Here is a 24,877-nt window from a genome sequence, read left to right on the forward strand (position 1 = left end):
CGCTATGCCCGCTGCCTTGCCGTTTGCACCAATGCCCCGCACCGCCGTCTGGCTGGCTGCGCTGTTGTCGAGCAGTGCCCTCCAGGCGCAGGATCTGCCCGGCCAGCTGCCCCCCACGGCCGTCAGCACACCGGCTCTCGCGGTCAAGTCCGTGGTGAAAGCCGAGCGGACCTTCCTGATGTCGGCCTTCATGGCCACCTCGCAGGACAAGCTCAGCCTGTTCACATCGAACGACGGCGTCACCTTCACGTCGCTGGGCTCCGAGGTCTACCAGCCGCCCCGGGACCTGCTGCGCGACCCGTCCATCATCCGGGCCACCGATGGCCTCTACTACATCGCCTACACGACCAACTGGTCGGGCTCCACCTTCGGCATCGCCAGGTCGGCCGATCTGAAGCACTGGACGCATTTGGCCGACGTACCGGTGAAGCTGCCCGGTGTCTCCAACGTCTGGGCGCCAGAGTGGTTCCGCGAAGCCGACGGCAGCCTGAAGCTGGTGGTCAGCCTGTCCAGGACCGGCACGCAAGGCCCCTTCGCCGCCTACTCCGTGAAGGCGCTGGATGCCGGCTTCACGAAGTTTTCCGACCCGGTGCCCATGAAGGGTCTGGAGAACAACACCATCGACACCTTCGTCATCCAGCACGAAGGCCGCTACGTCGCGTTCACGAAGAACGAGACCACCAAGTTCATCGAACTGGCGACCGCACCGTCGCTGGACGGCCCCTGGACCTTCGAGAAGACCGGCGACTGGGCCGGCTGGGGCGGACCGTCGGAAGGCCAGGCGCTGGTGCCCATCCAAGGTGTCGATGGCAAGCCGGGCTGGCGCATCTACTTCGACGACTACACGACCAAGCGCTACTGGTATTCCGACAGCTTCGACGGCCTGAAGACCTGGACGCCCAAGAGGGAGCTGGGCGGCGTGTCGGGCACGGTGCGTCACTTCACCGTGATCTCCGAAGAGACCGCGCAGCTGGAGCGCACGACGGCGCCGAGGAACAAGCCCAAGGCCATCGCCTGGGACCGCCACTCGCTGATCATCGACGGCAAGCGCGAGATGATCTTCGCCGGCGAGTTCCACCCTTTTCGCCTGCCCTCGCCCAGCCTGTGGCGCGACGTGCTGCAGAAGATGAAGGCGTCCGGCCTCAACGCCGTGTCCTTCTATTTCAGCTGGGGCTACCACTCGGCCAAGCCCGGCCACTACGACTTCACCGGCGTGCGCAACATCGAGCGCGCCATCCAGATGGCCGAGGAAGAAGGCCTCTACGTCATCGCCCGCATGGGGCCTTACGTCAATGCCGAGCTGACCGCCGGCGGCTTCCCCGGCTGGCTGCTGCGCCAGCGCGCCGAGGCCCGCACCGACGCCGCCGAGTACCAGGCCGCGGCCGACGAATGGATGACGCAGATCAACGCCATCCTGGCCCGCCACCAGATCACCAACGGTGGCGGCACCGTCATCGCCTACCAGCTGGAGAACGAGCTGTTCTCGGTCCAGCCCAAGAACATCCGCCACATGCAGCACCTGGCGGACAAGGCGCGCGCCGACGGCATCACCGTGCCCCTGTTCCACAACGCCGCCTCGCGCCTGCCGGACTGGACACCGAAGAACTCCACCGCGCCCTTCGCCAATCCAGGCCCGACGGACCTCTACGCCTTCGACGGCTACCCCGGCGGCGTCTGCAGCGTCGATGGCCAACCCGGCACGCCGGCTCCGGCACCGGACTGGGGCATCTACGGCAAGAACTATCCCAAGGTCGGGTCCCTGGCCTCGCCCAACACGCCAGGCTTCGTCGCCGAGATCGGCGCGGGCTGGTTCGACTACTGGGGCAGCAACGGCACCTACGAGTGTACGGCCCAGCGCCAGGGCGGCGGCTATGCGCGCGTGTTCTACGGCAGCAGCCTCATCAACGCGCTGACCATCCACTCCATCTACATGGCCTATGGCGGCACCAGCTGGGGCTGGCAGCCGGGGCCCATCGTCTACACCAGCTACGACTACGGCTCGCCCATCAGCGAAGCCCGCGTGATGCGCGACAAGGCCCTGGTGCTCAAGCAGATGGGCAGCTTCGTGCAGGCGGCCGCGCCCGTGCTCGCGCAGATGGACAAGGGCGAGGTGCTGGACCCCGGCAACGCCAAGGTCGGGCTGTATCACAACATCAACAAGGCTTTAGGCAGCCATGTGCTGCTGGCCCAGCACAACCAGCTGGCTGGAACGGAGGCCTTTGGCTTCAGGCTGCAGACCAGGGACGGCAGCTACCAAGTGCCGCAGGCTGGCAAGCTGACGCTCACCGGCCAGGACGCCAAGATGCTGCTGGCCAGCTACGCACTGGAGCGCCAGCACCTCGTCTACAGCACCAGCGAGCTGCAGACGCAATTGCAGCAAGGTCCGCGCGATCTGGCGCTGTTCTACGGCCGCCATGGCGACGACGGCGAGACGGTGCTGCGCTACGCCGCCCGGCCGACCGTGAAGCTGCTGCGCGGCCAGGCCCAGGTGAACTGGGATGCCAGGAGCGGCGACCTGCGGCTGAACTACCAGCACCGCGGCCTCATCGAAGTGCTGATCAGCGGCGCCGGCCGTGCGCCCCTGATGCTGCTGATCGCAGACGAGAAGACAGCGCAGGAGTTCTGGCGCCTGCAGGGCGTGCTGGTGCGCAGCCCCGCCCTCATCCGCTCGGCAGCCATCGACGGCAAGACCTTGAAGCTCAGCGGCGACACGACCATGCCCAGCACGCTGCGCGCCTGGGCGCCGGACAGCATCGACGCACTGAGCTTCAACGGCCACGCGGTCGCGACGGCGGCGCAGGATTTCAGCCTCAGCGCCCGCGCCGCCCTGCCCGGCCCCGACGCGATCACGCTGCCTGATCTGGCGCAGCTGACATGGACCCGCCGCTTCGACTCCCTCGAGGCCGATCCCAAGTTCGACGACAGCGCCTGGCGCCAGGCCGACGCCGGCGCATCCGCCGCCAACGTCTACACCGCGCCCGACAAGGGCCAGCCCGTGCTGGCCATGAGCGACTACGGCTTCCACCATGGCGACGTCTGGTACCGCGGCCGCTTCACGACGACGGACGCCAAGCCGCTGCAACTGGAGCTGTTCTTCGGCGCCGGTGGTGCCGGCATGATCCAGGTCTGGCTGGATGGCCGATTCCTCGGCCAGCAGGAGAACGACACCGGCCGCCCCTTCCCCGAGACGACCGACACCTTCAAGCAGTGGCTGAAGGACCTGCCCGCGGGCGAGCATGTACTCTCGGTGGTCGTGCGCAACAACTCGCACAACTGGGACCTGTTCGCCGACGACGCCCACAAGGAGGCGCGCGGACTGATCGCCGCGTCGCTGTCGCCGCGCGGTGGTCAGCGCTTCGCCACGCCCGTCGCATGGAAGATCCAGGGCAACAAGGGTGGCGAGGACATCGCCGACCTCGTGCGCGGCCCCATGAACAACGGCGGCCTGCATGGCGAGCGCATGGGCTGGCATCTGCCCGTCGACGCCGCCAAAACGCAGCCCGGCTGGGACACCACAACGCCCAACGCCGCACCGCCCGCCCCAGGCACCTACTGGCTGCGCACGAATTTCACGCTGAATCTGCCACAAGGCCACGATGTGCAGCTGGGCCTGGCCTTCGGGGACACGAGCAAGGCGCGCTCCGAGGTCGAGAACCGCGCACTGATCTTCCTCAACGGCTGGAACCTGGGCCAGTTCATCGCCCACATCGGCCCGCAACGCGTGTTCGTGCTGCCGCCGGGCATCCTGAACCCGAACGGCGACAACACGCTGACCCTGGCCGTCACCACCGACGGCCAGGCGGCCAACGCACCCGAAGCCGTGCGCCTGGTGCCTCTGGCCGTGGCCCGTGGCGGCGTGCCGCTGGAAGCCGTGGCCCAGCCGCGCAACCTGCAGCGATGAACGCCGCCGCCCGATTGAACGTGCTCGCCGCCGGCATCGCGCTGGCGCTGGTGGCCGGCACCGTGCTCGCCCAGCGCCAAGTGCAGCTGCTGGACAGCGGCTGGCGCTTCCAGAAAAGCGATCCCGGCGCAGCGATGAACCCCGCCTTCGACGACAGCGGCTGGCGCACCGTGCGCGTGCCGCATGACTGGAGCATGGACGAGCCCTTCCGTGCCGAGTTCGGCAGCGGCAACGGCTACGCCGCTGGCGGCATCGCCTGGTACCGCCGCAGCTTCACCATCGACGCTTCGCAGCAGGGCCGCGTCGCCCGCATCAGCTTCGACGGCGTCTACGACCACGCCCAGGTCTGGCTCAACGGCCACTACCTGGGCGGCCGGCCCTATGGCTACAGCAGCTTCCAGTTCGAGCTGACGCCCTACCTGAAGACCGACGGCAGCGCCAATGTGCTGGCGGTGCGCGTGGACCATTCGCGCCAGACCGACTCGCGCTACTTCACCGGCTCGGGGCTGTATCGCGACGCGCGGCTGGGCTTCACGGACGCGCTGCACATCGCGCCCTGGGGCAGCTACGTGACCACGCCCAAGGTCAGCGCAGCCCAGGCGGAGGTGAAGGCCGAGGCGGAACTGATCAATGCCGCCACGAGCGCCCGCCGGTTCACGTTGCGCGCCGAGCTGATCGCGCCGGACGGCCGCGTCGTCGCCACGCGCGACACACAGGCCCAGCTCGCCGCCGGCCAGCGCCAAACGCTCGCACAGACGCTGGCGGTGGACAAGCCCCGGCGCTGGTCGCTGGAGTCGCCCGTCCTCTACACGCTGCGCCAGACGGTGCTGGTCGGCGGCAAGCCCGTCGACCAGACCGACACGCCCTTCGGCATCCGCAGCTTCCGCTTCGACGCCGACACCGGCTTCACGCTAAACGGGCAGCTGCTCAAGCTCAAGGGCGTCTGCCTGCACCACGACGCCGGCAGCCTGGGCGCGGCCGTGCCAGTCGCCGTGCTGGAGCGCCGGCTGCAGCAGCTGCAACGCATCGGGGTCAACGCCATCCGCACCAGCCACAACCCGCCGGCCCCCGAACTGCTGGACTTGGCCGACCGCATGGGTTTCCTGGTGCAGGCCGAGGCCTTCGACGAGTTCACGCCGACCAAGAACAAATGGATCGCCGGCTGGAACGTCGGTGTGCCGGGCCGCCAGGGCTATGGCGAGGAATTCGCGCAGTGGAGCGTGCGCGACGTCGAGGACATGGTGAGGCGCGACCGCAATCACCCGAGCATCGTCATGTGGAGCGTCGGCAACGAGATCGACTATCCCAACGACCCGTTCTCCCACCCGGTGCTGGGCGCCAAGTACCGCCCCGCCGCGCCCCCGGCCAGCGACCTCGTGCGCTGGGGCAAGCCACTGGTGGACGCAGTGCGCCGCATGGACCCGACACGCCCGGTAACCGCGGCGATGGCCTCGGTCGAGATGAGCGATGCCGTCGGCTTTGGCGAGCTGTTCGACGTGGCCGGCTACAACTACCAGGAAGCCCGCTACGCGGCCGACCACGCCAGGTTCCCAAAGCGCGTCATCTACGGCAGCGAGAACCGCCACGACTACCGCGCCTGGGCCGTCGTGCGCGACACGCCCTGGATCAGCGCCCAGTTCCTGTGGACCGGCTTCGACTATCTCGGTGAAGCCGGCCGCTGGCCGCAGCGCGCGGCGGACTTCGGCCTTTTCGACCTGGCCGGCTTCATCAAGCCGCGCGGCGCCTTCCGCGCCAGCCTGTGGGCGACGGAGCCCGTCGTCTACCTCGCCGCCGCCACGGCTTCTGCCACGCAGATCGCCTCCCAATCCGGCCAGGGCACGCCGCTGCTGGACCAGCAGAAGCGCGCCAAGGTGGCCGAGCACTGGAACTGGCCAGCGGGCGAGTCCATGGTCGTGTCGGCTTACGCCAACACGCCCGAGGTCCAGCTGTGGCTGAACGGCCAACTCATCGGCACGCAGAAGGCTGCCGACGCGGTCGAAGGCATCCTGAGCTGGACCCTGCCCTTCCAGGCCGGCGAGCTGAAGGCCGTGGGTCTGAAGGACGGCAGGGCCGTCGCCGAGTTCAAGCTGGAGACGGCCACGGCCGCCACGCGCATCGAACTGAAGCGCGTCGCCGCGGCCAAGGGCGGCATCGAGCAGATCGCCTTCTTCATCGTCGACGCCCAGGGCCGCCGCGTGCCGGAGGCTGCCTCGCGCCTGCACTTCTCCCTCGAAGGCCCTGTCGAGGTCCTCGGCATCGGCAACGGCAACCTCGCGGACGTGGATGATCCGAAGGCTGCCGAGCACGCCGCCTACGAGGGCCGCGGCCTGGCCGTCCTGCGCCGCACCGACAACCACACCCCGGCGCGCCTGCGCGTCACCGCCCCCGGCCTCGCGCCGGCCGAGCTGGATCTCTAAAGAGCAGTACCCGGAGACACAACACCATGCCCAAGCAAGTCCTCCAACCTGTCGATTCCTCCCGCATCCACCCGCTGCTGGCCCACCACACGGCCCACCTCGGCGCGGACCGCGACGACATCCGCGGTGCCATCGATCGGCTGATCCACAACCTGATCAACATCGAAGACACCGACGGCAGGTTCCTGCTGCGCCTGGACGACGGCCGCGTGCTGGACACCAAGGGCTGGAACGGCTTCGAGTGGACGCACGGCGTGGGCCTGTACGGCGTCTACAAGGTCTGGGAACTGACCGGCGACGCGAAGGCCTGGGAGATCATGACCAGTTGGTTCGAGGCGCGCTTCGCCGAGGGCATGCCCAGCCGCAACATCAACACGGTGGCGCCCTTCCTGACGCTGGCCTACCTGTTCGACCGCACCGGCGAGCGCCGCTATCTGCCCTACATCGACCGCTGGGCCGAGTGGGTCTACCGCGACCTGCCGCGCACCGAGGAAGGCGGCTTCCAGCACATCGTCTACAACAGCGTGAACCACCAGCAGCTGTGGGACGACACGCTGATGATGTCGGTGCTGCCGCTGGCCAAGTTCGGGCTCTTGTTGGGCCGCCCGCACTACGTGGAGGAGGCCAAGCGCCAGTTCCTCGTCCACATCAAATACCTGGCCGATCGCAAGACGGGGCTGTGGTTCCACGGCTGGACCTTCGAGGACCGGCACAACTTCGCCAACGCGCTGTGGGCGCGGGGCAACTCCTGGGTCACCATCGTCATCCCGGAGTTCATCGAGCTGCTGAACCTGCCCGAGGGCGACGCCTTCCGGCAGTTCCTCATCACCACGCTGGAGGCCCAGGTCAAGGCGCTCAGCGCATGTCAGTCACCGTCGGGCCTGTGGCCCACGCTGCTGGACGATCCGACCTCCTATGACGAAGCTGCCGCCTCGGCGGGCTTCGCCTACGGCATCCTGAAGGCCGTCCGCAAGGGCTACATCGCGCGCGACTACGAGGCCTTCGGCGTGAAAGCGGCGCTGGCGGTGCGCAAGCACATCAACGAAGCCGGCGAGCTGACGCAGGTGAGCTTCGGCACACCGGTGTTCAACACGCTGCAGGAATACAAGGACATCCCGCTGACGTCCATGCCCTTCGGCCAGGCGATGGCACTGCTGGCGATGGGCGAGCTGCTCGTCCGCTTCATCTGAGGCCGCGATGCAGCTGCCGAAGAACCTGCACCCCGCCGCGCGGGAGCCGAACTGGATCAACTACTGGGGCTGGGGCAGCGGCGACATGCTGGGCGCCGGCGCCCAGGCCGTCATCACCGGCTGGCTGTTCTATTTCTTCACGACCTTCTGCGGCCTCAGCGCCGCCGAGGCGGGCATGGTGCTCGGCCTGCCGCGCCTGCTCGAAGCCATCACCTGCCCGCTGATCGGCTATGTGTCGGACAACCTGCGCCACACCTGGGTGGGGCGCAAGATCGGCCGGCGCAAGCTCTTCCTGCTGATCACCATCCCGCTGCTGCCCAGCTTCGCGCTGATCTTCCGCACCGGCCACAGCTTCACCTACTACCTGCTGGCCTTCGTCTTCTTCGAGCTGCTCTACACGATGTTTCTCATCCCCTGGGAAACGCTGGCGGCCGAAATGACCAAGGACTACAAGGCCAAGGCCAGGTTCGCCGGCGCCCGCATGATCGTGGCGCAGAGCTCGGCCATCCTGGCCTCCTACCTGCCCACGCTGCTCATCAACCAGTTCGGCGGCAAGGACTCGCCCGACACCTTCTTCTGGATGGCGGCGATCTTCGGCGTCATCTTCTCGGTTGTCGTCACCATCGTCGTGCTGACCACCTGGGAGCGCCCCTACGGCACGCGCGAGCAGGCCGTCATGTCGCAGACCTTCGGCGGGGTGAAGTTCGGCGTCTTGTGGGGCATCCCGCTGAAGATGTTCCGCGACCTGTTCTCCACGCTGAAGATCCGCGCCTTCCGCCAGCACCTGTCCATCTACCTGGGTGGCTATCTGTCGCAGGACATCTTCAACACCGCCTTCCCCATCTTCGTGGCGACGGTGCTGATGGGCGCGACGCTCGTCATCTCGCAGCTGATGACGGTCATGTACGTGGCCCAGCTGATCTCGGTGATGGTGGCCATCCAGATCGTCATCCGCACCGGCCCCGTGCTGGCCTACCGCCTGGCCATCGCCTTGTTCGGCGCGGCGCTGCTGCTCTACCTCGGCTTCTACCTGGTGCGCCCCGAAGGCTTCGAGGCGGGCTTCCAGGCCCTGGGCACCAACCTCTTCGCGGCGCTGAATCCGGCAAGCGGCAACTTGAGCCTGGCGTTCTGGCTCTTCGTCCCCATCCTGCTCGCCGGCCTGGGCCGCGGCACGCTGAACTTCGTGCCCTGGTCGGTCTACAACTACCTGCCCGACATCGACGAAGCCGTCACCGGCCAGCGCCGCGAAGGCATCTTCGCCGGCGTGATGACGCTGGTGCGCAAGATGGCCCAGAGCGCCGCCATCATCGCCAGCGGCTGGATCATCGACCTGGGCGGCTACATCTCGCCTAGGAGCCGCCCCGGCGAGCTCATCGTGCAAAGCCCCGAGGCCATCCAGACCATCACGGCGCTGATGGTCGGAGGGCCGCTGCTGATGATGGTGCTGGGCATGCTGGCCTCGTGGCGCTTCCGCCTCAACGCCAGCACGCATGCGGTGCTGGTGCATGAGGTGGAGCGCCTGCGCAACGGCGCCACCGAGGCCGAGAACGACGCCAACCGCCAGATCGTCGAAGACCTGACCGGCTGGTCCTACGACCGCCTCTGGGGCCGTGCCGGCCCCGCCCCGCAGTCTGAGCTGCCCCCCGTCCAACACGCCCGCCCATGACCGACTTCAGCCGTCGCCATTTCTTCAAGACTGCGTCCCTGCCGCTGGGCCTGACCGGCCTGGCCACAGCCGCCGCAGCGGCAGTGCCCGCACCGGCTGCCACTACCGCCGCCACGGACCCGGAGGCCCTGCGCTGGTTGGACAGCACCGCGCCCGAACTGATGCTGGGTGCGACCCTGGGCTTGCCCTGGCCGCGCGGCCAGCAGCAGAAGGCCCAGGCCTTCCACGCCGTGGACGCCCAGGGCCGCGCCCTAAGGCTGCAGACCTGGCCGCTGGCCCACTGGCCCGATGGCTCGCTGAAGTGGACGGCCCATGCCTTACCGGCAGGCATCGACGCCGGCGCGGCGCCCAGCATCCGCCCGGGCCCAGGCACGGCGGCAGCGGGCGCCACCGTCAGCGTCAAGGAGAGCGCCGACTTCATCGAGGTCGACACCGGCGTCATCCGGGCCCGGCTGCCGCGCAGCGGTGGCCAGCTCGTCAGCCGCATCGAACGCGATGGCCGCGAGATCCTGCGCGCCGCCACGCTGATCGCCCAGACCGACGACAAGCCCGATGCCGAGCAAGGTGCCGTCACCCAGACCCGCTTCGACAGCCGCATCACCAAACTCAGCGTCGAGCAGACCGGCCCGGTGCGCGCCGTCGTCAAGGTGGACGGCCAGCACTGCAGCGCCGCCGGCCGCGAATGGCTGCCCTTCTCGGTGCGCCTGTACTTCTACGCCGGCGCCGAGTCGCTGCGCGTGATGCACACCTTCGTGTTCGACGGCGACGAGCACAAGGACTATCTGCGCGGCATCGGCCTGCGCTTCGAGGTGCCCATGCGCGACGCGCTGCATGACCGCCATGTGCGCTTTGCCGGCGAGGCCGTCGGCAAGGATTACGGTCTTTGGGCCGAGGGCGTGCGCAACCTGACCGGCTTGCGCCGCGACCCCGGTGCCGCCGTCCGCGAGGCCCAGCTCGCCGGCCGCGCCACGCCGCCGCTGGAGCAGTGGGGGGCGCAAGTCCGCAAGCTGCACCACCGCATTCCCGCCTGGGGCGACTATTCGTTGAGCCAGCTCAGCGCCGACGGCTTCCAGATCAAGAAACGCACCAAGGCCGGCCACGGCTGGATTCCCGCCGCCTTCGGCAAGCGCGCGCCGGGCAGCGGCTACATCGGCGGCGCCAGCGGCGGCGTGGCCTTCGGCCTGCGCGACTTCTGGCAGCGCCACCCGACCCAGATCGACATCCGCCACGCCGTCGGCGACGCCGCGGAGGTCACGCTGTGGATGCACTCGCCCGAGGCACCGGCCATGGACCTGCGCTTCTATCACGACGGTCTGGGCATGGAGACCCACGAGCAGGAGCTCGAAGGCCTGGAGATGACCTACGAGGACTACGAGAAGGGCTTCGGCACGCCGGTGGGCATCGCGCGCAGCAGCGAGATCACGCTGTGGGCGCTGGCCTCAACCCCCACCCGCGAGCGCCTCGTGCAGATGGCCGCCGCCGTGCAGACCCCGCCCCAGCTCGCCGCCCATCCGTCGCGCTACCTGCAGGCCGGCGTCTTCGGCAAGCTGTGGAGCCTGCCCGACCGCTCGACGCCCGCCCGCCGGAAGATCGAGGACAAGCTGGACTTCCTGTTCGGCTTCTATGCGAAGGAGACGGAGCAGCGCCACTGGTACGGCTTCTGGGACTATGGCGACATCCGCCACACCTACGACGCCGACCGCCACGAATGGCGCTATGACGTCGGCGGCTTCGCCTGGGACAACTCGGAGCTCTCGCCCGACCTGTGGCTCTGGTACAGCTTCCTGCGCACCGGCCGCGCCGACATCTTCCGCTTCGCCGAGGCCATGGTGCGCCACACCAGCGAGGTGGACATCTATCACCTCGGCCGCTTCCAGGGCCTGGGCACGCGGCACAACGTGCAGCACTGGGGCTGCAGTGCCAAGCAGGCGCGCATCTCCACCTCGGCCTACCGCCGCTTCTACTACTACCTGACGGCGGATGAGCGCATCGGCGACGTGATGCGCGAGGTGCTGAGCGCCGACAGCAAGATGGACGAGGTCGACCCCGTGCGCAAGATCGCCGGCCGCGTCGACAAGGGCCCCTGGCCGGCCCGCATCGGGTTCGGCACCGACTGGGGCTCGGTCGTCGCCAATGTGCTGACGGAGTGGGAGCGCACCGGCGACGCGCGCTGGCGCAACAAGCTGCTGCGCGGCATGCAGGGCATCGCCGCCATGCCGCATGGCTTCTTCACCGGCAGTGGCGGCTATGAACCGACAGGACCGAACGAGGGCGCCTTCCACAACGTCAGCGGCGACAAGCTCAGCGCCAGCCACCTGAGCGCCGTTTTCGGCGCCGTCGAGATGATGGCCGAGCTGGTGGAGCTGATCGACGAACCCGAATTCAAGCGGGCCTGGCTGCAGTACTGCGAGCTCTACAACGCGCCGCGCGAGCAGCAGGTCAAGGCCCTCGGCGCCCCGCACGGTGGCGGCACGGTGCTGAGCGTGGGCCACTCGCGCCTGTCGGCCTACGCCGCGAAGCACAAGCAGGACAAGGCCCTGGCCCAGCGCGCTTGGCGCGAGTTCTGGGCCGACGACCCGCGCGGCCACAAGACGTTGAAGACCACGCGCATCGCCGGCCCGCTGGCGCTGAACCCGGTGGACGAAGCCCCGTGGATCAGCACCAACGACACGGCGCAATGGGGCCTGGCGGCCATCCAGAACCTGGCGCTGATCGGCGACCAGCTGAGCGACTGACATGAAGCGCCTCTTCCTCATCGCCAGCCTGATGGCAGCACCGGCCTGGGCCGTCGACCCGGCCCCGAGCTTCGACCTGACCGGCGCCGTGCCCGTCTACAGCCGCGAGCGCGGCCATGGCTTCGAGCCCGGTGCGCCGGCTAACGCCGCGAGCCAGCCCAGCTTCTTCTCCGTCGACCTGCCCGAAGGCAACTACCGCGTCACCGCGACGCTGGGCGGCGCCGACGCGAGCGACACGACGATCAAGGCCGAGCTGCGCCGGTTGATGCTGGACAGCGTCAGGCTGCCCGCCGGCAGCACCGAGACGCGCAGCTTCATCGTCAACGTGCGCACGGCCGACATCGCCGCCACGCCGGGCGTCGAGGCTGGCCGCGTCAAGCTCAAGGAGCGCGAGATCGCCAGCGAAGCCTGGGCCTGGGACCGCCGCCTGACGCTGGAGATCAACGGCTCCCGCCCGGCGCTGCGCCGTCTCGTCATCGAACCGGTCAGGGTGCCCACCGTCTTCCTGCTCGGCGACTCGACTGTCGCCGACCAGAGCGGCGAGCCCTATGCCAGCTGGGGCCAGATGCTCACCAGCCTGTTCAAGCCGACCGTGGCTGTGGCCAACCATGCCGAGTCGGGCGAGACCTACCGCGACTCGCTGGCGCGCCGGCGCCTCGACAAGATCCTGTCCGTGCTGCAGCCCGGCGACACGGTGCTGCTGCAGTTCGGCCACAACGACCAGAAACAGCAGAAGGACGGCAGCGGCAATGCCGAGACCTACAAGGCAGAGCTGCGCACCCACGCCGAGCGCATCCTGGCGCGCGGCGGCGTGCCGGTGGTCGTGTCGTCGATGGAGCGCCGCAACTTCGACGCCGACGGCCGCTTGAGGCCCAGCCTGCTGGAGTACGCCGACGCCGCCCGCACCGTCGCCCGGGACATGAAGCTGGCCTTCATCGACCTCAACGCGATGAGCCAGAAGTTCTATGCCGCGCTGGGCCCCGAGCGCTCCCAGGCCGCCCACCCGCTGAACAACGGCAAGCTGGACAACACCCATCACAACAACTATGGCGCCGCTCAGTTGGCGCGCTTGGTCGCTCTGGGCCTGAGGCAAGCCCGGGTGCCCGTGGCGAGCGAGCTACGTGATGATCTCGGCGCCATTGAACCAGGCAAGCCGCAGGCACCGGAGCAGTTCCGCGTCGCAGCCAGCCCGGGCTTCACGAACCAACGACCTCTCGGCGACTGATGCGAACCACCCTTGCGATCCTGGCGCTGGCCTGCGCCGCGCTGACTCACGCCCCCACCGCCGTCGCCGCACCGCCCCAGCCGGCCCTGGTCGCCGGCTTCTCGCCCGAGCGCCTGCAGCGTCTGGACGCCGCGATCGAAGAGCAGATCGGAAGCAAGCAGCTCGCCGGCGGCGTCATGGTGGTGCTGCGCGACGGCAAGCCCGTCGTCTTCAAGGCCTATGGCCAGCAGGACGTCGAGAACGCGAAGCCGATGCAGAAGGACACCATCTTCCGCATCGCCTCCATGAGCAAGGCGCTGACGACCGTCGCGGCCATGATGCTGTACGAGGAAGGCCGCTTCCTGCTCAAGGACCCGGTGGCGCGCTATCTGCCGGCCTTCGCCAACGTGCAGGTCGCCCTGCCCGGTGGCGGCACCGAGAAGCCGCGCCGCCCGCTGACCATCCATGACCTGCTGACCCACACCGCCGGCATGAGCTATGGGCCGGGCCCGGCCAAGGCAGCCTACGACGCCGCCGGCATGAGGGACTGGTATCTCGTCGGCAACGACGAGACGCTGGCCGCCTGGACCGATCGCATGGCCGCCCTGCCGCTGCAGGGCCAGCCCGGCGAGGCTTTCATCTACGGCTATGCCACTGATGTGCTCGGCCGCCTGGTCGAAGTGGTGTCCGGCCAGTCGCTGGACCGCTTCATCAAGGAACGCATCACCGACCCGCTGCGCATGCCGGACACCAGCTTCTTCCTGCCGCCGGAAAAGCTCGCGCGCCTGGCCAATGTCTACGGCCTGGAAGGCGGCCAGCTCCAGCTGATGGAGACACCGGCCAGGAGCGACTTCGTCGACGGCCCGCGCAAGCTGCTGTCCGGCGGCGCCGGCATGCTGTCCACAGCCGGCGACTACACGCGCTTCCTGCAGATGCTGCTCAACAAGGGCGAGCTCGACGGCGTGCGCCTGCTAGCGCCTCACACCGTGGCACTGATGACGGCCGACCATCTTGGCACGAAGTCCGGCGGCGACGCCGATGGCTTCGGCCTGGGCTTCTGGGTCAACGTGAAGCGCGGCGGCTTCAGGGAACTGGGCAGCGAAGGCGCTTTCGGCTGGGGCAGTGCCTATTTCCCGCAGTACACGGTGGACCCCAAGGAGCGCCTGGTCATCCTCTTCATGACCCAGCTGCGGCCCGCCGGCAACTCGACGCTGCATCTGCGCGTACGCAACCTGACCTATCAGGCACTGATGCGCTGAGGCGCTGACGCGCCCCCGGGCACCGTTGCCATCACAGCAATGCGTGGTTGAGCGCTCCCACGATTCCGATTCGACATCGCGCGCGCACGCGATCGATCACGTCCGTGAGCGTCTGCCCAAACGCTCATGCGGTTGAGTACACGCGATGAAGACCCCTGCCTAGAGTCCGCTCCCGGTCGACGGCTAACCGCCAAGACCGTGAACAACGACACAAACCAGGAGACTTCATGAACACGACTTGCTCGCGCCCGCCCTGGGCGCGCTGGCTGGCTGCGGCCCTGTTGGCCGCGGCGGCCCCCACCGCGATGGCGGCCTTCAGCATCACCACGGTCTGGGACGGCGGCAACGCGGCCAAGCCCCAGTACGTCGTCGATACCGATGCCGGCCTCGTGTTCAAGGTGCGCGCCTATGACAACGGCGCCAGCACCACCTCCTCGGGCGACATCTCCAGCCTCGTCTACAAGGGCGTGGAATACGCCGACCAGACCAAGGGCACGCAGCTGAACTCCGGCGCGGACTGGCTCTACACCAACGTCAGCGCGGTGGCCGTGAAGGCCGAACTCGTCGACGCCAACGGGGTGGCCACGCCGGCCGCCAGCAGCAACGGCGGCGTCGTCACCGGCAGCGACTTCATCAAGATCACGCTGACCAGCACCAGCACCAAGGGCGGCGTGCTGACGCACTACTACCTCGTCAAGAAGGGACAGCCCCACGTCCACATGGGCACCCACTTCACCGAGGAGCCCGACGTGCACGGCCTGGTGCGCTTCATCGCCCGCGTGCCCATCGCCAGGCTGCCCAATGGCGGCCCGGCCTCGACGGCCGGCGGCCTGGTCAGCTACGGCGGCCAGGACTTCTGGGCCGAAGACCTGCGCGGCACCAACGGCGCCATCGAATCGGCCGACATCTTCGGCTACGCCAGCACCGACCCGCGCTACGGCCAGTCTCGCTCCAAGCACTACTCCAACCGCCGCCTGAAGGACTGGCAGATCCTCGGCGGCACTGGCCCCGGTGTCGGCCTCTGGTTCTGGCGCGACAACCATGAGGGCGACTCGGGCGGCCCGTTCTACCGCAGCCTGCTGCAGCAGATCACCGACACGACCAACGAGCTGACCTACATGGTCAATTACGGCGAGGCCCAGACCGAGCCCTTTCGTCTCGGCATCCTGAACACCTACATCCTGATGTTCACCGACGGCGCGCTGCCAACGGTGAGGCCGGACACCAGCTGGTACGGCACGATGAACCTGGTGGGCTATGTGCCGCCGGTGGGCCGCGGCTCGGTCAGCGTGGCCGGCCTGACCGGCCGCGTCGCGGGCGTGCCCTACACCGCCGGCTTTGCCAACAGCAGGGCCCAGTACTGGGTCGACGCCGATCCCGTGGACGGCCACTTCACGGCCGAGGGCATGCTGCCCGGCACCTACACGATGACCATCTACAAGGGTGAGCTGGAGGTGCAGACGGCCCAGGTCACCGTGACGGCCAACGCGAGCTACGCGCTCAATCCCATCGCCATCACCGCCGACCCGGCCGCCACGCCGGCGATCTGGCGCATCGGCCAGTGGGACGGCACGCCGCAGGAGTTCATCAACGGCGACAAGCTGACCTTCATGCACCCGGGCGATGTGCGCATGGCCTCGTGGAATGTCGGCCCCTACGTGATCGGCACGTCCGTGCCCGCCACCGGCTGGCCGGCCTACCAGTGGAAGGACGTCAACAACGGCCTGCAGGTGCGCTTCACGCTCAGGCGCGGCCAGAACGCGGCGCCGCTGCGGCTGCGCGTGGGCCTCTCGGCCGACTTCGCCGGCGCCCGCCCGCAGGTCACGGTCAACAGCTGGACGTCGGCCATCCCCGCCGCGCCGCCCAAGGTGTCGCGCAACATGACCGTGGGCACCTACCGAGGCGTGAACCGCATCTACGCCTTCGACATCCCGGCCAGCCAGCTCGTCGTCGGCACCAATGTGCTGACCATCAACACGGTGAGCGGCACCGCCGGTGCCAAGTTCCTCAGCCCCAGCATCTCCTTCGACGCCATCGACCTCGTCGCCATTCCTTGAAGCCCCTCGTCCAGCCAGCCCGCTGGACGCGGGCTCGCCTGGCCGATCCCCCGAGGAGATGGCGATGCATGCGGCGTCAAGCCGCATGCACATCGCCGTCGCGGGCCGGCTTGGGGCGGCCCGGCGCTCGGCCCGAAATACAACTGAGTTCACCACCATCATGAAGACCCGACTGCTTTCCCTTCTCGCCACCCTGTTCGCCGCACCAGCCATGGCCGGTGTCGTGCAGACCACGGGCGTCGGCAGCGCCACCCCGAGTGCTCAGCATCTCACCTACGCCGCCGACTTCGAGGCCAACACCAGCCTCGCCAGCCCCTGGTCGGAAGGCGGCCTGCTATTCAGCCACACGGGCCTAGCCAACGACAACGGCGGCTGCGGCTACGCCGGCGGCGGCTGCGTAGACCTGGGCGCCGGCGAGACCTTCAGCCAGGCCTTTGCGGGCAACTACTTCGCGACCGCGGGCATGAACGCCTATCTGTCCATCCGCAGCACGGCGCGCGACCTCAACGGCATCGAGTTCGCCGTCGACTCGGGCTACGCCAACATCTACCTGATGTGGCAGACCTGGCTTGACGGCGTGCTGACCGGCAGCGGTCGCGTGTCGCTGGGTGCAGCCGGCATCGGCGGCGTGCTGGGGCTGAGCGATGCGACCGGCTTCGACGAGGTGCGGGTCTACGCCTTCGACAGCGCGACCGACACCAGTGGCTACAGCGCCCCGGCCATCGACAGCGTGCGCGCGTTCACGGTACCGGAGCCGGGCTCGCTCGCACTGGCTTCGCTGGCCGGGCTGGGCGTGGCCGGCGTCCGCCGGCGTCGCCGCTGATCCGGCAGCGCAGCCCCAGGACGAGAGGGCCGGCCTCTTGCGGGGCCGGCCCTTTTTGCCAGGGGATTCTCAGTGCGCGCCGGCGCGGGTCCGCCAGGCGTCGCGGTAGGCCCGCCAGCCCGGCGGGTTGAGCATGGCCACCGGTGCCGCCGCAGTGGCCGCGGGGGCGCTGTCGCCCCAGGCGGCCAGCAGCCAGGCGCCGCAGGTCGTGCCGCTGCTGTCGTCGGACACGCTCACGTCGCGCCCCTCGGCCAGCCCCGACAGCAGCGGGCCGAACCACGGATTGGCCGTGAACGCGCCTTCCACGACGACGCGGCCGCGGGCACCGAGGGCGTCCAGGCAGTGGTCGGCCATCAGCGCGACGTAGATCGTGGCCAGCGCGGCCTGCTCGGCCGGCGTGGCTGGCACCGGCCCCGTGATGCGGCCGGCCTGGCCTGCGAACGGCCCACCGGTCTCGGCGAAGCAAGGCAGGGCCATCGTCCGCTGCGCAATCAGGCGCTCGACATCCGCGGGCGTGAACGCCACCGGCTGCGCGCCGGCCAGAGAGCCGAACTCGCGCCCGCCCATGAAGCGGATGCAGGGCACGGCGTCACCGAAGACATTGCAATTGGCCAGCATGTCCTGGGCCTCCACCAGCGGGCGCGTGGCCGATCCCAGCGCCGCGGCAATGACCCAGGTGCCGGTGGACAGCACGGTGCAGGGGCCGCTCTGTTGCAGCGTCAGCAGATGGCGCAGCAGCGAGGCGTTGCTGTCGTGGATGCCGCAGACGATCTCGCAGTCGGCGGGCAGGCCGGTGTCGGCCGCCAGTTCCGGCCGCAGCGTGCCGAGACGCGCCCAGGCTTCGCGCTGCGGCGGGAACAGCGGCTGCCAGCCATGGCCCTCGACGAGCGACGACCAGCTGCGCTGGCGCGGCCGCCACAGGTCGGTGTGGCAGCCCAGCGAGGTGACCTCGCTGGCCGCCACGCCGCACAAGCGCCAGGCCCAGTACTGCGGGTACATCAGCACATGCCTGGCACGCGCGAACTCGGTGGGAAAGCGCGCTTGCAGCCAGTCCAGCTGGCGGCCCAGGTTCAGGCCCGCCGGCAGCTGCGGCGAGCCGCTCTCGTCGAAGGCCGGCCGCAGCGCGTCGTAGCGCGCCGCATCGGTGGCGTCGCCCGGCACGTGCTCGTAGTCGGGCACCGGCAGCACCAGTCCGACGTCGTCGACCAGCGCCGCCGTCGCGCCATGGGTGACGGGCACGATGGCGCGGACATGCGCCAGCGCCGACAGCTCGCGCAGCTGGTCCAGCATCCAGGCCCACAGCCGCTCGGTGTCATGGTGCGGATAAGGCCCGTCGCGGCGCACGGTGTTGGGCGTGCGCACCTCGGCCAGCGTCTTGCCAGCCGCATCGATCAGCGTGAGCTTGGCGTTGGTCTTGCCGATGTCGAGGACGACGGTGCCCGGGACCGCAGCGCTCAAGAGTTCAACCCCGCATGACGGTGGTAAGCGCCCGACTCCAGCACGGCCGCGTAGTCATGCGAGCTCATGGCCGAAGCCTCCACCACCCGAGGGTCCACCGCTTCGGGCTCCACGGTGATGACGCGCACGCCGTAATGCTCCAGCAGCTGCACGGCGCTGTCGGAGGCGCCGGTGTCGGTGATGACGGTGGACACGCGATTCAGCCCGCACAGCACCAGACCGGCCTTTCGTTGGAACTTGGAGCTGTCCACCAGCACGACGAGTTCCTCGGCCTGGCCGATGAGGCGCTTCTCGGCCTGGATCAGCAGCGGGTCGGCTTCCATCAGGCCCAGGATGCTCAGACCGTAGACGCCCATGAACATCTTGGCGGCGTAATGGTGCTGGGCCACGTCGTTCTCGAAGGGGCTGAGGATGACGTTCTGCTCGCGGTAGACCTTCCCGCCGGGCAGGATGATTTCGTTGTCGCTGGTGACGAGCAGGCGCTCGGCCATCAAAAACGAGTTCGTGAGAATCTTCAGCTGTTTCTCGACGAGAAATTCCGCCATCATGAAGGTGGTGGTGCCACCGTTGATGATGATGGTTTCGCCGTTATTGCACATCGAGGTGGCATAACGGGCGATGGCGCGTTTGGCCGCAGTATTCTGCTGGGCGTTGTTCTGAAAAGTCTCGCTGGACAGCGTGTAGGACTTTTTCTTTTGTTCCAGCCTTTGCGCACCGCCTCGGGTACGCGTCAGCTGGTTTTTGGCGGCCAGCCAGGAAATATCCCGGCGCACGGTGGCGGCGGATGCCGACAGCCACTCCATCAATTGCTGCACGCTGGCATGCTCGCGCTCGTCCAGCAGTTTCAGCAGACGCTTGTGACGCTTGTGATTGATCATGAGGATCACCTTTGTCGGGCGCCCCTTCGATGCCGGAGGCGACCGTTGTCTCGTCGTTATGGCACCCAGCCTCTGGAGGGCGGGCGTCGCTTGGCTTGGCGGCCCGGCTCGGGCCGGGTCCTTGATCGCAGCCGGTGAAGCGTAGGCCCCGGCCACCACAGCCACTTTCCCACTCATGCTCGGAGAACCGATCAAAGCCTGGGTGAAACGCTGTTCCAAGTGCAGATTACGTCAGGCCCATGACGAGGTCAATCAGCAAACGCTCACGGCCATGAGCGTTTCGTGAGCGGAGGCTTGGCGGCCGGCGCTTTCGATCATCCTTTTGATTTACTGCGGCAGCGCCGCGCATGGCGCCCGGTTTGAGCCCACACTGCGGCCCGTTTACACGATGAACCTGCCACAAAAGGCGGGCCCAGACCGCAAGCCGCGGCCCTGGCGATGGATGACGTACCGATTACAGGCAAGCTGATGACTGCAAATTCCCAAACTCCTGCGCAAACCCCTATCGTTTCCAAATGGGACGATGCCGTGGCAGCCAAGCTGAGCGAGCCCGAACTGCTGCTTTACCGTTCGAATCTGCTCGGTTCGGATTTGCGCGTGACGAATTTCGGTGGCGGCAATACCTCGGCCAAGGTCAAGATGCGCGACCACCTGACGGGCGACGATGTCGAGGTGCTGTGGGTCAAGGGCTCGGGCGGCGACCTGGGTTCGATCAAGCTGGATGGTTTTTCCACGCTCTACATGGACAAGCTGCAGGCGCTGAAAAAGCGTTATCGCGGCCTGGAACATGAAGACGAGATGGTGGATTACCTGCCGCACTGCACGTTCAACCTGAACCCGCGCGCGGCGAGTATCGATACCCCCCTGCACGCCTATATCCCGAAGGCGCATGTCGACCACATGCATCCGGACGCCATCATCGCCATCGCGGCCTGCGCCGACAGCCGCCGCCTGACCGAAGTGATCTTCGGTGGCCAACTGGGCTGGCTGCCCTGGCAGCGCCCCGGCTACGACCTGGGCCTGAAGCTCGAAGCCCTGGCCACCTCGCAGCCCAAGCTCAAGGGCATCATCCTGGAAGGCCACGGCCTGTTCACCTGGGGCGACACCGCCAAGAGCTGCTACGAGATCACGCTGGACATGATCCGCCTAGCTGAGCAGTGGCTGGGCGAGAACGTCAAGCAGCCGGTGTTCGGCGGCGTGAAGACCATCACCCTGCCCGCCGAGCAGCGCGCCGCGCTGGCCGCCAAGCTGATGCCCGCACTGCGCGGCCGTATCAGCGCCGGAGAGCGCAAGCTGGGCGACTTCAACGACAGCGCCGCGGTGCTGGAGTTCGTCGCCAGCAACGATTTGCCCAAGCTGGCCGCGCTGGGCACCTCCTGCCCCGATCACTTCCTGCGCACCAAGATCCGCCCGCTGGTGCTGGATTTCGATCCGAGCAAGCCCGACGTCGACGCGCTGCTGGCCGGCCTGGACCAGGCCCTGGAAGACTACCGCGCCGACTACACCGCCTACTACGAGCGCTGCAAGCGCGCCAACAGCCCGGCCGTGCGCGATGCCAACCCCGTCATCTATCTGATCCCCGGCGTGGGCATGCTGTCCTTCGCCAAGGACAAGGCCACCGCCCGCATCGCCGGCGAGTTCTACATCAACGCCATCAACGTGATGCGCGGCGCCAACGGCGTGGACACCTACGTCGGCCTGCCCGAGCAGGAGGCCTTCGACATCGAGTACTGGCTGCTCGAGGAAGCCAAGCTGCAGCGCATGCCCAAGCCCAAGAGCCTGGCCGGCCGCGTGGCCCTGGTCACCGGCGGCGCCGGTGGCATCGGCCAGGCCGTGGCCCGCCAGCTGCTACAGGAAGGTGCCTGCGTCATGCTGACCGACATCGATGCCGGCGCGCTGGCCGAAGCCCACGCCAACCTCGTGAAGGTGGCCGGCAAAGACGCCATCGCCACCGTGCAGGGCAACATCACCTCCGAGTCGGAAGTGGAAGCCGTGCTGTCGGCCACCGCGCTGCGCTTCGGCGGCCTGGACATCCTCGTGTCCAACGCCGGCATCGCCTCCGCAGCGCCGCTGGAAGACACGACGCTGGAAATCTGGCAGCGCAACCAGGACATCCTCGTCACGGGCTACTTCCTGGTCGGCCGCGGTGCCTTCCGTCTGATGAAGCAACAGAAGATCGGCGGCAGCATGGTCTTCGTCGCCAGCAAGAACGGCCTGGTTGCCTCCGCTGGCGCCTCGGCCTACTGCACGGCCAAGGCGGCCGAGATCCACCTGGCACGCTGCATCGCGCTGGAGGGCGCTGCCATCGGCGTGCGCGTCAACGTCGTCAACCCCGACGCCGTCATCCGCGGCTCGCGCATCTGGGACGGCAAGTGGAAGGAAGAGCGCGCCGCATCCAACAAGATCGACAGCGACAACATCGAAGAGTTCTACCGCCAGCGCAGCATGCTCAAGCTCAGCGTGCTGCCCGAGGACATCGCCGAAGCGGTGTACTTCATGGCCAGCGACAAGTCGGGCAAGAGCACCGGCAACGTGCTGAACGTGGATGCCGGCAACGCCGCCGCGTTCACGCGCTAACAATCGGCGCAGGAGACAACCATGACGACGAACATCATCGACGCCGGCCAGATCGAGCAACACAACGCCAGCCAGCGCGCCACGCTGCAGGCCGACTACGACGCGCTGGGCGGCATGCTGTCGCGCCGCGGCGTGGACATCGATGCGCTCACCGCCAAGGCCCAGACCTTTGCGGTCGCCGTGCCCAGCTGGGGCGTGGGTACCGGCGGTACGCGCTTCGCCCGCTTCCCCGGCAAGGGCGAGCCGCGCGACGTCACCGAGAAGCTGGAAGACTGCGCCGTCATCCACCAGCTCACCCGCGCCACGCCGGCCGTGTCGCTGCACTTCCCCTGGGACAAGCCGGCCGACCCCAAGGCCCTACGCCAGCAGGCCGACGAGCTGGGCCTGGGCTTTGATGCCGTCAACTCCAACACCTTCCAGGACCAGGCCGGTCAGGCTGCCACCTACAAGTTCGGCAGCCTGACGTCGACGAACAAGGCCTCGCGCGAGCTGGCGGTCCAGCACAACATCGACTGCATCGAGCTTGGCAAGACGCTGGGCTCCAAGGGCCTGACGGTGTGGGTCGGCGACGGCGCCAACTTCCCCGGCCAGAGCAACCTGCGCGGCGCGCTGGAGCGCTACATCGACTCCGCCCGCGGCATCTACGCCGCGCTGCCCGACGACTGGCAGATGTACATCGAGCACAAGCTGTTCGAGCCGGCGTTCTACTGCAGCGTCATCGCCGACTGGGGCACCAGCTTCGCCGTGGCGCAGACGCTGGGCGACAAGGCCAAGTGCCTGGTGGACCTGGGCCACCACGCGCCCAACACCAACATCGAGATGATCGTGGCGCGCCTGGCGCAGTTCGGCAAGCTCGGCGGCTTCCACTTCAACGACAGCAAGTACGGCGACGACGACCTGGACTCGGGTTCTATCGACCCCTTCCAGCTCTTCCTGATCTTCAACGAGCTGGCGGACTCGCAGGCCCGTGACGGCGCGGCGTTCAACCCGTCGTACATGCTGGACCAGTCGCACAACGTGACCGATCCCATCGAGAGCCTGATGAGCAGCGCCGTCGAAGTGCAGCGCGCCTTCGTGCAGGCCGCGCTGGTGGACCGCACCGCGCTCGTGGGCTTCCAGGAAAGCAACGACGTGCTGCAGGCAGCGCAGACGCTGAAGAAGGCCTTCCGCACCGACGTGAGCCCCATCCTCGCGATGGCCCGCCTGCGCTCGGGCGGCGCGATCGACCCGGTCGCGGCCTACCGCGCTGCCGGCTATCGCGAGCAGGTCGCGGTGAAGCGCCCGCCCAAGGCCGGCGCGAGTGGCTCCGGCATCGTCTGATGACGCGGGCTTGCGTGGAAGCGCAGGCCTACGGTGCACGCGGCGACGGGTGCACCCTCAACACCCGCGCCCTGCAGGCCGCCATCGATGCGGCAGCCCTGCAGGGCGCGGAGTTGCGTCTGGGCCCCGGCGTCTACCTGACAGGCGCCCTCTTCCTGAAAACCGGCATGACGCTGCGGCTGGAGTGCGGCGCCACGCTGCTGGGCTCGCGTGACCTGGCCGACTACCCGTTGCTGCCCACCCGCGTGGCGGGCATCGAGATGCGCTGGCCGGCGGCGCTGGTCAACATCTACGGCGAGCGCGACGTGGGCCTCACCGGCGAAGGCTGCATCGACGGCGACGGCAAAGTCTTCTGGGACACCTACTGGGCCCTGCGCGCCACCTACGAGCCGCGTGGCCTGCGCTGGGCGGCGGACTACGACTGCCAGCGGCCCCGGTTGATCCAGGTGTTCGAGTCGTCACGCATCCATGTCGGCGGCGGCCTGCTGCTGCGCCGCTCTGGCTTCTGGACGCTGCACCTCTGCTACTCGGAAGACGTGACGGTGAACGGCGTCGTCATCCGCAACAACGACGACGCGCACGGGCCGTCCACCGACGGCATCGACATCGACTCCTGCCGCCGCGTGCAGATTCGCCACGCCGACATCGCCGTCAACGACGATGCGCTGTGCCTGAAGGCCGGCCGCGACGCCGACGGCCTGCGCGTGGCGCGCCCTTGCGAAGACATCACCATCAGCGACTGCATCGTCCGCGAGGGCGCCGCGGGCCTCACCTTCGGCAGCGAAACCTCGGGCGGCTTTCGCCGCATCACCGCCGAGCGCATCGACGTGCATGCGAAGGTGCCGGTGGGCCTGCTGTTCAAGAGCGCGCCCACGCGCGGCGGCTTCATCGACGGCGTGAACATCCGCGAGCTGCGGCTGCACGGCGTGCCCGTCGTCCTGCGCGCGACGATGAACTGGAACCCTGCCTACAGCCGCGCCGCCATCCCCGAGGCCGAGCTGGCCAACGCCGCGGCCCACTGGCTCGCCATGGCCCGGCCCGTGCCGCCAGGGCAGGGACGCACCCATGTGGGCGACGTGCACATCCAGGGTCTGCAAGCGCGGGACGCGAAGGTCGCCTTCGAGGTGGACGCCGACGCCGAAGCGCCCATGCGCCACTTCCGCTTCAGCGGCATGGACGTGCAAGCCGAGCGCGGCGGCCATGTGATGGACGTGCTCGGCTGGCGCTTCGACGCCGATTGCCGCCTGCAGCTTGGCGCGCCCATCTCCGTGAACGCCGACGTCGCGCTGGCGGGCCTCGAAGCCGCACACTGGCAGGTGGAGCCCGGTCTGGCCCGGCGCGATGTGTCGGGCCTGAGCACGGCGCAGCAGGACATTCTCTGACGACAGATCT

Annotated in this window: 14 protein-coding genes; 12 read left to right on the plus strand and 2 right to left on the minus strand. The window is 68.4% G+C overall.

Translation table 11 applies throughout. From position 1 onward, the window contains the following. Positions 1 to 31: 31 nt before the first annotated feature. The 9 genes from AC07VX_RS00385 (at position 32) to AC07VX_RS00425 (ending at position 17,252) form a co-directional block, all read left to right on the plus strand. A complete protein-coding gene (locus AC07VX_RS00385) occupies positions 32 to 3,901 on the plus strand; it encodes a beta-galactosidase (protein ID WP_493163719.1) in 3,870 nt (1,289 codons plus the stop codon). Then, positions 3,898 to 6,318, plus strand: coding sequence for a glycoside hydrolase family 2 TIM barrel-domain containing protein (locus tag AC07VX_RS00390; protein ID WP_493163718.1), 2,421 nt, complete (start codon positions 3,898 to 3,900; stop codon positions 6,316 to 6,318). Before AC07VX_RS00385 ends, AC07VX_RS00390 begins: the two co-directional genes overlap by 4 nt. Before the next feature lie 26 nt (positions 6,319 to 6,344). Continuing rightward, positions 6,345 to 7,508, plus strand: coding sequence for a beta-galactosidase BglB (gene bglB, locus AC07VX_RS00395; RefSeq protein WP_493163717.1), 1,164 nt, complete (start codon positions 6,345 to 6,347; stop codon positions 7,506 to 7,508). 7 nt (positions 7,509 to 7,515) lie between these two features. Next, on the plus strand, positions 7,516 to 9,174 hold the full coding sequence (locus AC07VX_RS00400; RefSeq protein WP_493163715.1) for an MFS transporter: 1,659 nt from the start codon (positions 7,516 to 7,518) through the stop codon (positions 9,172 to 9,174). After that, positions 9,171 to 11,909, plus strand: a complete 2,739-nt coding sequence (locus AC07VX_RS00405) for an exo-rhamnogalacturonan lyase family protein (protein ID WP_493163714.1) — start codon at positions 9,171 to 9,173, stop codon at positions 11,907 to 11,909. Before AC07VX_RS00400 ends, AC07VX_RS00405 begins: the two co-directional genes overlap by 4 nt. Position 11,910: 1 nt before the next feature. Continuing rightward, positions 11,911 to 13,134 (plus strand): rhamnogalacturonan acetylesterase, encoded by a 1,224-nt coding sequence (locus tag AC07VX_RS00410; protein ID WP_493163713.1) that lies wholly within the window; start codon positions 11,911 to 11,913, stop codon positions 13,132 to 13,134. After that, positions 13,134 to 14,372 carry a serine hydrolase domain-containing protein gene (locus tag AC07VX_RS00415; RefSeq protein ID WP_493163712.1) on the plus strand — a complete coding sequence of 413 codons (1,239 nt, stop codon included), beginning with the start codon at positions 13,134 to 13,136 and terminating at the stop codon, positions 14,370 to 14,372. Before AC07VX_RS00410 ends, AC07VX_RS00415 begins: the two co-directional genes overlap by 1 nt. A gap of 227 nt (positions 14,373 to 14,599) precedes the next feature. Further along, positions 14,600 to 16,429, plus strand: coding sequence for a rhamnogalacturonan lyase B N-terminal domain-containing protein (locus tag AC07VX_RS00420; RefSeq protein ID WP_493163711.1), 1,830 nt, complete (start codon positions 14,600 to 14,602; stop codon positions 16,427 to 16,429). A gap of 160 nt (positions 16,430 to 16,589) precedes the next feature. Beyond that, a complete protein-coding gene (locus AC07VX_RS00425; protein ID WP_493163710.1) occupies positions 16,590 to 17,252 on the plus strand; it encodes a PEP-CTERM sorting domain-containing protein in 663 nt (220 codons plus the stop codon). A 69-nt stretch (positions 17,253 to 17,321) separates the two neighbouring features. Here AC07VX_RS00425 and AC07VX_RS00430 read toward each other — a convergent pair whose 3' ends face one another. Next, positions 17,322 to 18,710, minus strand: coding sequence for an FGGY-family carbohydrate kinase (locus AC07VX_RS00430; protein WP_493163709.1), 1,389 nt, complete (start codon positions 18,708 to 18,710; stop codon positions 17,322 to 17,324). Further along, the gene (locus AC07VX_RS00435) at positions 18,707 to 19,588 is read right to left on the minus strand and encodes a DeoR/GlpR family DNA-binding transcription regulator (RefSeq protein WP_493163708.1); all 882 of its coding nucleotides are present in this window, start codon (positions 19,586 to 19,588) and stop codon (positions 18,707 to 18,709) included. The genes AC07VX_RS00430 and AC07VX_RS00435 overlap by 4 nt, the downstream gene beginning before the upstream one ends. A gap of 468 nt (positions 19,589 to 20,056) precedes the next feature. Between AC07VX_RS00435 and AC07VX_RS00440 the strand changes: the two genes are divergently transcribed. The 3 genes from AC07VX_RS00440 to AC07VX_RS00450 are packed head-to-tail and all read left to right on the plus strand — an operon-like array spanning position 20,057 to position 24,867. Beyond that, the gene (locus AC07VX_RS00440; RefSeq protein ID WP_493163707.1) at positions 20,057 to 22,165 is read left to right on the plus strand and encodes a bifunctional rhamnulose-1-phosphate aldolase/short-chain dehydrogenase; all 2,109 of its coding nucleotides are present in this window, start codon (positions 20,057 to 20,059) and stop codon (positions 22,163 to 22,165) included. Positions 22,166 to 22,186: 21 nt separating this feature from the next. Next, positions 22,187 to 23,485, plus strand: coding sequence for an L-rhamnose catabolism isomerase (rhaI, locus tag AC07VX_RS00445; protein WP_493163706.1), 1,299 nt, complete (start codon positions 22,187 to 22,189; stop codon positions 23,483 to 23,485). Next, positions 23,485 to 24,867 (plus strand): glycoside hydrolase family 28 protein, encoded by a 1,383-nt coding sequence (locus AC07VX_RS00450; protein WP_493163705.1) that lies wholly within the window; start codon positions 23,485 to 23,487, stop codon positions 24,865 to 24,867. Before rhaI ends, AC07VX_RS00450 begins: the two co-directional genes overlap by 1 nt. The last annotated feature ends 10 nt before the right edge of the window (positions 24,868 to 24,877 follow it).

The sequence above is a fragment of the Roseateles sp. GW821-FHT03B02 genome, from assembly GCF_059421025.1.